This window comes from Paenibacillus sp. Aloe-11 (assembly GCF_000245715.1).
Taxonomy (GTDB): Bacteria; Bacillota; Bacilli; order Paenibacillales; family Paenibacillaceae; genus Paenibacillus; species Paenibacillus kribbensis.
Genome location: NZ_JH601055.1, coordinates 80,284 through 88,943 on the forward strand (window position 1 = coordinate 80,284; position 8,660 = coordinate 88,943).

An 8,660-nucleotide genomic window follows, 5' to 3' on the forward strand; every position below is an offset into this window, starting at 1 on the left:
TCCGTCCGATCCAGCAGCCACAGCAGCGAGCCTTTCTTCGAGCGTTCACGGACCGTCTCTACTAGCTCCAGATTCCTACGGGTAAATGGATCCAAAATCATAAAATGGTTCGGCTCATACACCGAGATTTGGGTTAACTGGCCGAGCGATCTTTTTTGCGTTTCATTCAAATAAGCAATCAGACGCGATACACACTGTCTGCGTTCTTCTGTAAGCCTTGCCCACGCAGCCTCGCCAAACTGATCTCGCACAAGATCATCCTTGGACTTGTCCCAAGCGGTATAGACAACACGCCGCCCAACGGGCGACAGACGGGATGTCACGAAATCGAGCAGATGACCGTCTCCCAGCATTTCGGACGGCTCATAAATGTTGATTTCATCCAGCAGCCATTCTTTCGAATCTGGCACGGAGGTCACATACAGCTCACCTGTTGACAAGTCGCACGCCGCCAATGCCAGCATCCCGTCCGTCTCCGTAACACAGACCATGTAGTTGTTGGACTTGTCGCCCAGCGCCTTGCCTTCCATGACCGTACCCGGAGTCACAACGCGGACGATATCCCGCCGTACCATTCCCTTCGTAGCTGAGGCTTCTTCCATTTGTTCACAGATGGCTACCTTATAGCCCTTCTCAATAAGGCGCTGTATGTAATTTTCCGCCGAATGGTAAGGCACGCCGCACATCGGAATTTTTTCCGTGGCGCCACCCTCACGGCCTGTAAGTGTAATTTCCAGCTCTTTGGATGCAAGAATGGCATCGTCAAAAAACATCTCGTAAAAATCTCCCAGGCGGAAAAACAAAAATGCGTCTTTGGCCTGCTCTTTTATAGATAAATATTGCTGAATCATCGGTGTATAATTGGACATCGTTTGCTAACCCCCACACTTTTCCGTTAAAACTTGCATTACCTATCATTATAACAAAAATGACAGTCGATAACATGAAAGCATCCCAGCCGTCGCCGGCTGATTTTACGAAAGTTTCCAAAATGGACGCAGATCCCGCGACTCATCCCACTGCTTCCCCTTGTGGAGGCTATCCAGCAAAGGCCCGATATAAGCTTCATATTGCGGATATACCTCTAGTGAAACGATATCGGGAATAAGAGGCTCCATATACTTCTTAAGTAAAATCTGGTTTCCTTCATAAAAGGCCCGGTGAGCCTCCTCCTCATCCAGCGGTCTACGCTGTAAACGAGGGTATTGAGAGGCGATAAGAAAAGCCATTCCAATCACGCCTTTTGCCAGTTGGGGCGAGACCAGAAAGCTGGGCAGGGTTCGATATTCGAAGCCTCCGTACGACTGACGGCGAAAGTCTCCCAAATTTCCATAATGTGGTCTACGCCGAGCCGCGCGCTTGTCTTCCAGCAGCGCCAAAGGCAGCGCCAAATAATTGTCCAGCGTCCGCAGCAGCGCCCCGTTTAGCGGCACCCCGCTAAAATGCAGATGTCCGCCCAGTGGAAAGCCCGGTTGTGGCATTCCACCTGCCTGCCAGATGAGCGTTCGGTCGGCAATACGCCGGGCTGCTGTTGCAAAAGCTTGACGCAGGTGCTTCAGCAGTAGGGCCGGATCGCCGCTCGGTGCAGGACGTAGCTCAGCTACCGGATATAACGTCCGTCCTCGGCGCGATACGGCATCGCAGCCTGCCACGCCAATGCGGCTCAAATACCTTGAGGCCGGAACTATCCGCCCTTCGGGCATCCGAACGAGCAAAAATTCGGGGTCCATGCCGATCAGCAGTCGATTTCTCTCGCGTTCCGCTAGAAAGTCCTCCTCCTGAGCCTCTTCTTCACGCGCTGCAGCTTCATAAAGCGCATCCAAGCGTCTGTCGTTCAGCCATGGCTGTGCCGCAACATCACGCACCTGACAGCTGCGTTCCCCCAGCAGCGTCAGCACTACCTCACCGCTGTCCAAACCAAGTGTGTACAGCGTACGCACTGCCAGCCGCTCCATCCGGATATATAGCTGTGAATTACGATCCAGCGCAGACGGATCATATGCGCGGACTTCGGGACGGCCTTCATGGAAACGGTCTTCAATGATACGTCTTCGAATTTCCAGCACCTGCAATTGATGGATTTGTACTGCATAGCCTATCGCAAAATCCGCTGTGCTGCCATCCATCCAACGAACCGATATACCCGAACGCTCCAGCCTGCGCTTTTTTTCATCATTCGGCATCTGTCTAAAGCGTCTGAGCGCCTGTCCCGGCTGCTGCATCATGCTTCCCTCCCTACGGATTACGTATGGATTATGTCTGCATAACAACAAAAAGGAGGGCCTTTGCCCCCTGCGCAGAATCAGACCGGCGCAAAGAGTAAAGCGGCCCTCTTTTTGTTTACCTCCGTCAGAGCTCGTCGTCAATGAGGTCGGGGTCGAGCTCCTCATAGTCCCCTTCTTCCGCTCCAAAATCATAATCCTTGTCAAAATCATCACTGCTGCCATTCGGGAATACTTCCACAACAATTTTCGTTTCCGCCACCAGCTCCACCGCAAATTCCCGCTCGACCCGGATCATTACGCTGCCGCCCCCGGAAGATACACTGGCCTCAACGCAGCTCGGCTCCTGTGTAGCTTCGGCGGATACTTCCACTGTAGATGCCCGATGCTTCGGATCAAGATACGAAAGCGGCACATGTTCCACGTACGACACCGTTTCCTTAGCCACATCGGTCTGCGAGTTTTTATCGTATGAGTACCAAATATTGATGTCATACGTCCCGACGACCTCAATGCCGTCCCCGGCCGCCACAGCTTCATACTGGTGGTTAATAATCCATGCCCCCAAAATGCTGGTTGGATTATTGGGCGGAGTTACGGTATGGGTTACGGTAGAGAATCTGCGACCTTTTCCACAGATCGCTTTAGTAATAATCTCTCTACGATTTTTATGACTCAATGCCATTCTTGAACCTCCTCCATACAATCAATCATTCCATACATATGTATGCAGGTTGTGGGCGAATGTTGAGTGAATAGGCGAAAAGGAAAAAATATTATTTGTATAAGCTTATGCCGCAATGGCTTGAACTCATGCACGCCAATGTGCTACATGCTGCTCTACAATCTGTAAAAATTCGCTGAGAGCCGGGGATCTCCATTTTTTCGTATGATAAGTGACCTGAGTAGCCACCTGTTGCTCACTGTCATCCCACGCCAGGCGTGTCATTTTCCCTTCACGCAGCTCATTTTGCACCGTGACCAGCGGAAGCAGCGCAATCCCCAAGCCTGCCATGACACATTGCTTGATGGCTTCGATGCTCCAAAACTCCAGACTCGGGTCCGCAAAAATACCGTGTCTGTTCAAATACTGCTCAAACAGAATACGGTACGTACAGCCGGACTCCGTATGCAAAATAGTTTCATCCTTTAAATCGCAAGGCTCTACCCTTGAATAAGCAGCCAGTGAATGCTCAAGTGGCGCGACCAGTGCCATCGGCTCGTGGATGAGCGTGGTCACATGCAGCTCCCTGTCCTCCGTCTCAGGCTGAAGCAAAAAAGCCAAATCCAGCTCGCCGGAGCGAACCATATCGCGCAATTCCCAGCATTCGCCGGGCTTAAGGACGATTTTAACCTTCGAATACCTCTCCCTGTACTCACGAATCAAACCCGGCAATCGAAAAGCAGCCAGCGACTCCGGTGCTCCAATTTTCAGCGTACCTGTCAGCTCCGATGCTGAACAAAGCGCATCCTTGGCCATCGCATGCATCTTGGAAATTTCCTGCGCATAGGGCAGCAGGCGTCGTCCGGCGTCCGTCAGCATAATTTTCTTGCCGATACGGTCAAACAGCGGCGTACCCAGCTCGGCTTCCAGCGATTGGATTTGAGCCGTGATACTCGACTGTGCATAATCCAGTATACGCGCCGCTCGTGTAAAACTGCCGGCTTCCACCACATTTAAAAACGTAAATAAATGGCGCGATTCCATAATCCGCTCCTTCCATCGTTTTTTTCGATGCAATCTATCATTATATTCCGTTTTTCCGATAGATTGATTATCTGATAAGCTGAAGGAAATGACAAGAGAAAGAAGGATTTTCTGCATGACAAGTCAACACAAGCTGCAATCCACCATTGGTCTTCCACAGGCCATTGCGCTCTATATCGGAGCTGTGCTGGGTTCGGGCATATTGATTGTACCCGGTCTTGCCGCCCAAATGGCAGGACCGGCATCACTCCTGGCATGGGGCTTTATGACCTTGCTCATCTTGCCAATGGCACTGTCCATGGGCCTTCTGTCCGCTAAATTTCCGAATGCAGGAGGGGTATCACATTTTGTCACGCTGGCCTTTTCACCACGTGCCGGTTCATATATTGGATGGTTTTTTCTTATGTCCGTTCCGATCGGGGCACCTGTTGCCGCACTCACCGGAGCTGGCTATATGACCGCTGCCATGGGCTGGGGAGAGGAAAACCGCATTATGCTAGCCGCTGCCATGCTGGCTGTGGGACTGGTGATCAACTGGATCGGCATGAAGGTGGCTGGACGCATTCAGATTGCTGTCGTCATTGCTATTGTAGCTGTCCTTATTTTCGCCATTGCCGCAGCACTTCCCGAGATGAAAACCGTACACTTCATCCCCTTCGTTCCTCATGGCTGGCTACCTGTCGGCCAAGCGGCCGCGATTCTGTTCTGGTGCTTCATCGGCTGGGAGGCCGTATCCCATATGTCAGAGGAATTCACCAATCCCCAGCGGGCGGCTGTTAAAGGTGTAACCATTGCAGCTATCATCGTTGGGCTGCTTTATTTTCTGACTGCATTGGCTACGATCGGGACACAAAGCTACCTTGCGGGAGGGTCAGATGCTTCTCTTGTATGGGTGATCAGCCGAGCTATCGGTCCATGGGGCGCAGTCATCGCGGGCTTGACGGGAATCTTTATTTGTACTGCAACGATTATTGCTTATGTTGGTGCTGCTTCACGGGTCGCGTATGCTTTATCCCGACAAGGACACGCCTTTGGCTGGATGGGGATATTATCCCGGCGTTTCCATACACCTATCGGGGGCATCGCTTTTCTTGCCGCTTGCTTCGTGATCATTATGTCTCTGTACAGTAGTGGCGCCGTTTCACTCACCAACCTCATCCAGTTCCCGAACGCCACCTTCATTCTGACCTATCTCGGCGGCTGTGCGGCGGGAATTAAGCTTCTACGAGGCAGTCGCTGGGGTGTCGCGATCAGCTTAGTGTCATTCATCTCAACAGCAGCCGTTTTTCCCTTTGTCGGGTGGGCCATGCTCTATCCTGGACTGATCAGCATTGCCCTATGGATCACAGGACGTATTCGGCGCAAGCGTTCCCTGCCTGATACGGCCTCTGCCGTTATTGAACAAGAAAAGGCCACTGTCCATCACTAGACAGCAGCCGCTCAAGGCCTTTACTCTAATTTTTAACCGGAGTAGGGGCCTTGTCCTTTTTGGCGATTTTCAAATACTGATACAACTCATGCGTAAGCTGCAAGAGTGCCGAACGAATCTCGAACTCCTCCCTTGTCGCGGGAAGCTCCATTTTTTTAAATTCCTCACGAACCTGTTCCAGCAGCTTCTCGGTCTGACCTGTATAATGTCCGGCCAAAACGTCATGGCTAAGCTGGTCGAACAGCTCGGCCAGAAGCTTGGCCTGCGGCATGTGCTGGTACATTTGCGCGATCAGCTGCATCATATTTTGAATCGAATCCAGTTGCTCCCTGCGCATATAAAAATACACATTCCAGCCCTCTTGGGGACGGAGCATCTGATTTTCCAATGAACGCCCCGCTTCGGTTACCCCCTTGGCGATGATACTGTTCGCTTCGATAACTTCCTTGCCATCCCATATGTATGCCGGACTACGCAGTGTATTGGCTATGTTTCTGAATATGACGGAAAATGTCCGATCAACCTCGTGCCGAATTTGCTGCATCGTGTTATCGGAACGCGGCATATAGGCCAAATTGACGACCATGGCGGAGCCCAGTCCAATAACGAGCAGAGCCAGCTGGGTCAGAAGCACCTCCATATCAATCACACCGCCGCTAAATACACGGAAAACAACAACCGATCCCGTGACGATCCCTTCCTTAAAGCCTACGCGCACAATGACCGGGAACGCCGTCAAAATATATAATGCCAGAACCCAATCATGGAATCCGAAAACAACAAACAAAACACAAGCAAAAAGAAGCCCCACAACGGATGCAAAAAATCTCGCTGAAATGGTACGGAGGCTTCTCTTGCGTGTGACATCCACCCCCAAAATAGCCAAAAGTCCTGCCGAGGTAGCTCCATGAATGCCAAAACCATCCGCAATGAGTACGGCCATTAATGCGGCAATAGCCGTTTTAATTGTACGAAAGCCCATGAAAAAACTCTGTCCTCTCTAGGTGAAATCTGTGTCAGCATTCTGCATTGTTTGGTTCCCGACACTCAAAAGAACAATATCATAGATGAACTAAACCGTTCCACTCTATATATTGCAGATTTAAATCGCTCTTTGGATTTATGCAAAATGCTCGTTTTCATAAATTTTAAGTAATTTCATTTTCATGGTACTTTATTTTCACGTTTTACACAAATATTCAGAAATTTATTTTACCGATGAGGACGACCGGACAACAGACGATGCTCCACATACACAACCGCCTGATACATCAGTGTAGCTACGATGGCAATGATCAGCAGACTGGACATCACCAGCGTAAAATTGAATACCTGAAAACCATAAATAATCAAATAGCCCAGCCCGTTTTTGGCCACCAGAAATTCACCAACAATCACACCAATCCATGCCATACCAACATTGACTTTCAGCGTAGAGACGATAGCGGGGAAGGATGCAGGCAAGATCACCTTTTGGAACGTATCACGCCGCGATCCCCCAAACGTCCGTACTACCTTGATCAGATTCGAATCAACTTCCTGAAAGCTGTTATACACGACCAGCGTCGTAATGATGATTATAATGGAGAGAGTCGTCATAAGGATAGCCGTAAAGCCCGCCCCAAACATGACGATAAAAATCGGACCCAGTGCCACCTTGGGCATACTGTTGAACACGACCATATAGGGGTCCAGCACCTTCGACAAAAACGGCGACCACCAAATAAGTACAGCCAGCAGTGTGCCTAACAGCGTTCCGAGTAAAAAACCTGCTATAGTCTCTCCCACCGTAACGCCGACATGCCCCCATAGCTCACCACTGATCGCATCCTTGCCAATTTGAGTGAATATTTTGCTCGGGTAGCTGAACAATAGTACATCAATCCACTTCATCCGGCCCGCAATTTCCCATAGTACAAATAAAAGCAATAAAATAGCTGTCTGTACGCCTGTCACCAATCGCCGCTGCGAACGCCTGCCACGCCGATACTCCTGATGCAGCTCTTGAATCCAGCGTTGCTCAAGCTGATCCGCTTCATCCCTCATGGTCTAACTCACTCCTTTACTCCCGAAGCCTCCAGTTCACCCCATATTTCATGGAAAAGCTCATTAAAGCCCGGCTGATCACGTGCATAAAAAGGTTGAGCTTCTCGAATGGATTTTGGAATGTCGAAGGTACGCCGAATGTGGCCGGGATTACGACCCAGCACAATAATCCGGTCGCTGACCGCAATCGCCTCGGCCAAATCGTGTGTAACCAAAATAGCCGTCTTCCCCCGCTCGCGCAAGGTTTCGGCAATCAGGTCTTCCAGCTGCAGCTTGGTCTGATAATCCAGCGCAGAGAACGGCTCATCCAGCAGCAGCAGTCCCGGATTGGTCGCCAGCGTTCTCACCAGCGCCACACGCTGGCGCATTCCTCCAGACAGCTGGGACGGATGCAGATGCTCCTTGCCTTCTAGGCCCATGCTCTCCAGTAGCAGACGTGTCCGCTCGCGCGAAGCCTCATCTACCCTCTTGCCTAGCTCCAGACCCAGCAAGGCGTTATCCATAATCGTCCGCCAAGGGAACAGATAGTCCTGCTGCAGCATATAACCGACCTCCGGGCTCGGGCCGCTCACCGGTCGTCCTTGCAGCAGCACCTGGCCTGCTGCCGGACGCAGCAGCCCGGCAATCATGGACAGAATCGTCGTTTTGCCGCAACCGCTCGGACCAACCAAACTGACGAACTCCCCTGTCGCCACGGAAAAATCGATATTTTCAACTGCCAGCGAAGCTTCCCGATCCGTTACATACACATGTGTTACTTGCTGCAGCCTCACCATCGGGACCGTTACATCCGAAGGAGATCCGCTTCGTACCCCGATCATGGCGAACCTCCGGTGTTCACATCTGCATCCGTAGTTTGGTTTGTGCTCGCTTTCGCAGGCGAGTCGGTGTTATTGGTAGATGCCGAAATTGCCTGCTGGGCAAAGCTCGCATTCACCAGCTTACCCAGTACAACGGGACTTTTCAGCTCTCCCGCCGAAGTCATGATATCCTGTAAATTCTTCCATTCCTTTTCTTCAATCATCGGGTTCAAAGCATAGGTACCTTGTTCCTTGTAGCGCTTGATGCTGGTCGTCAGAATCGCCAAATCTATATCCTTGAAATAAGGCGTAATCGCCTCAGCAATTTGTTCAGGTGAATGTGCAGCAATCCACTGCTGGGCCCGGTATACAGCGTTTGTAAATTTTTGCGCGGTCGCGGCATTCGTGTTCAGATAGCTTTGTTTTGCCATATATACCGTATATGGCAGCTCGCC

7 protein-coding genes and 2 pseudogenes are annotated in these 8,660 nt (G+C 51.0%); 1 reads left to right on the forward strand and 8 read right to left on the reverse strand.

The features are described from left to right. From WG8_RS28440 to WG8_RS13240, 4 genes and pseudogenes are all read right to left on the reverse strand, one after another. Nucleotides 1-869 (reverse strand): annotated as a pseudogene (locus WG8_RS28440) (DNA mismatch repair protein MutS); the annotation flags it as partial. A gap of 105 nt (nucleotides 870-974) precedes the next feature. After that, nucleotides 975-2,225 (reverse strand): putative amidoligase domain-containing protein, encoded by a 1,251-nt coding sequence (locus WG8_RS13230; RefSeq protein ID WP_043891055.1) that lies wholly within the window; start codon nucleotides 2,223-2,225, stop codon nucleotides 975-977. A gap of 124 nt (nucleotides 2,226-2,349) precedes the next feature. After that, nucleotides 2,350-2,907: an outer spore coat protein CotE gene (locus WG8_RS13235; RefSeq protein ID WP_007430697.1), complete on the reverse strand. Its 558-nt coding sequence runs from the start codon at nucleotides 2,905-2,907 to the stop codon at nucleotides 2,350-2,352. A gap of 126 nt (nucleotides 2,908-3,033) precedes the next feature. Continuing rightward, complete coding sequence (locus tag WG8_RS13240; RefSeq protein ID WP_007430698.1) at nucleotides 3,034-3,930, reverse strand: LysR family transcriptional regulator; 897 nt, start codon at nucleotides 3,928-3,930, stop codon at nucleotides 3,034-3,036. Nucleotides 3,931-4,045: 115 nt separating this feature from the next. Here WG8_RS13240 and WG8_RS13245 point away from each other — a divergent pair, with 115 nt between their 5' ends. After that, a complete protein-coding gene (locus WG8_RS13245; protein WP_007430699.1) occupies nucleotides 4,046-5,359 on the forward strand; it encodes an amino acid permease in 1,314 nt (437 codons plus the stop codon). 25 nt (nucleotides 5,360-5,384) lie between these two features. Here the strand turns inward: WG8_RS13245 and WG8_RS13250 are convergent, their stop codons facing one another. The 4 genes and pseudogenes from WG8_RS13250 to WG8_RS28445 form a co-directional block, all read right to left on the reverse strand. Further along, nucleotides 5,385-6,341 (reverse strand): aromatic acid exporter family protein, encoded by a 957-nt coding sequence (locus tag WG8_RS13250; protein ID WP_007430700.1) that lies wholly within the window; start codon nucleotides 6,339-6,341, stop codon nucleotides 5,385-5,387. A gap of 230 nt (nucleotides 6,342-6,571) precedes the next feature. Beyond that, on the reverse strand, nucleotides 6,572-7,405 hold the full coding sequence (locus WG8_RS13255; RefSeq protein WP_007430701.1) for an ABC transporter permease: 834 nt from the start codon (nucleotides 7,403-7,405) through the stop codon (nucleotides 6,572-6,574). 8 nt (nucleotides 7,406-7,413) lie between these two features. After that, on the reverse strand, nucleotides 7,414-8,226 hold the full coding sequence (locus WG8_RS13260) for an ABC transporter ATP-binding protein (RefSeq protein WP_007430702.1): 813 nt from the start codon (nucleotides 8,224-8,226) through the stop codon (nucleotides 7,414-7,416). Then, a pseudogene (locus WG8_RS28445) lies at nucleotides 8,223-8,660 on the reverse strand (ABC transporter substrate-binding protein); the annotation flags it as partial. The gene WG8_RS13260 and the pseudogene WG8_RS28445, both read right to left, overlap by 4 nt.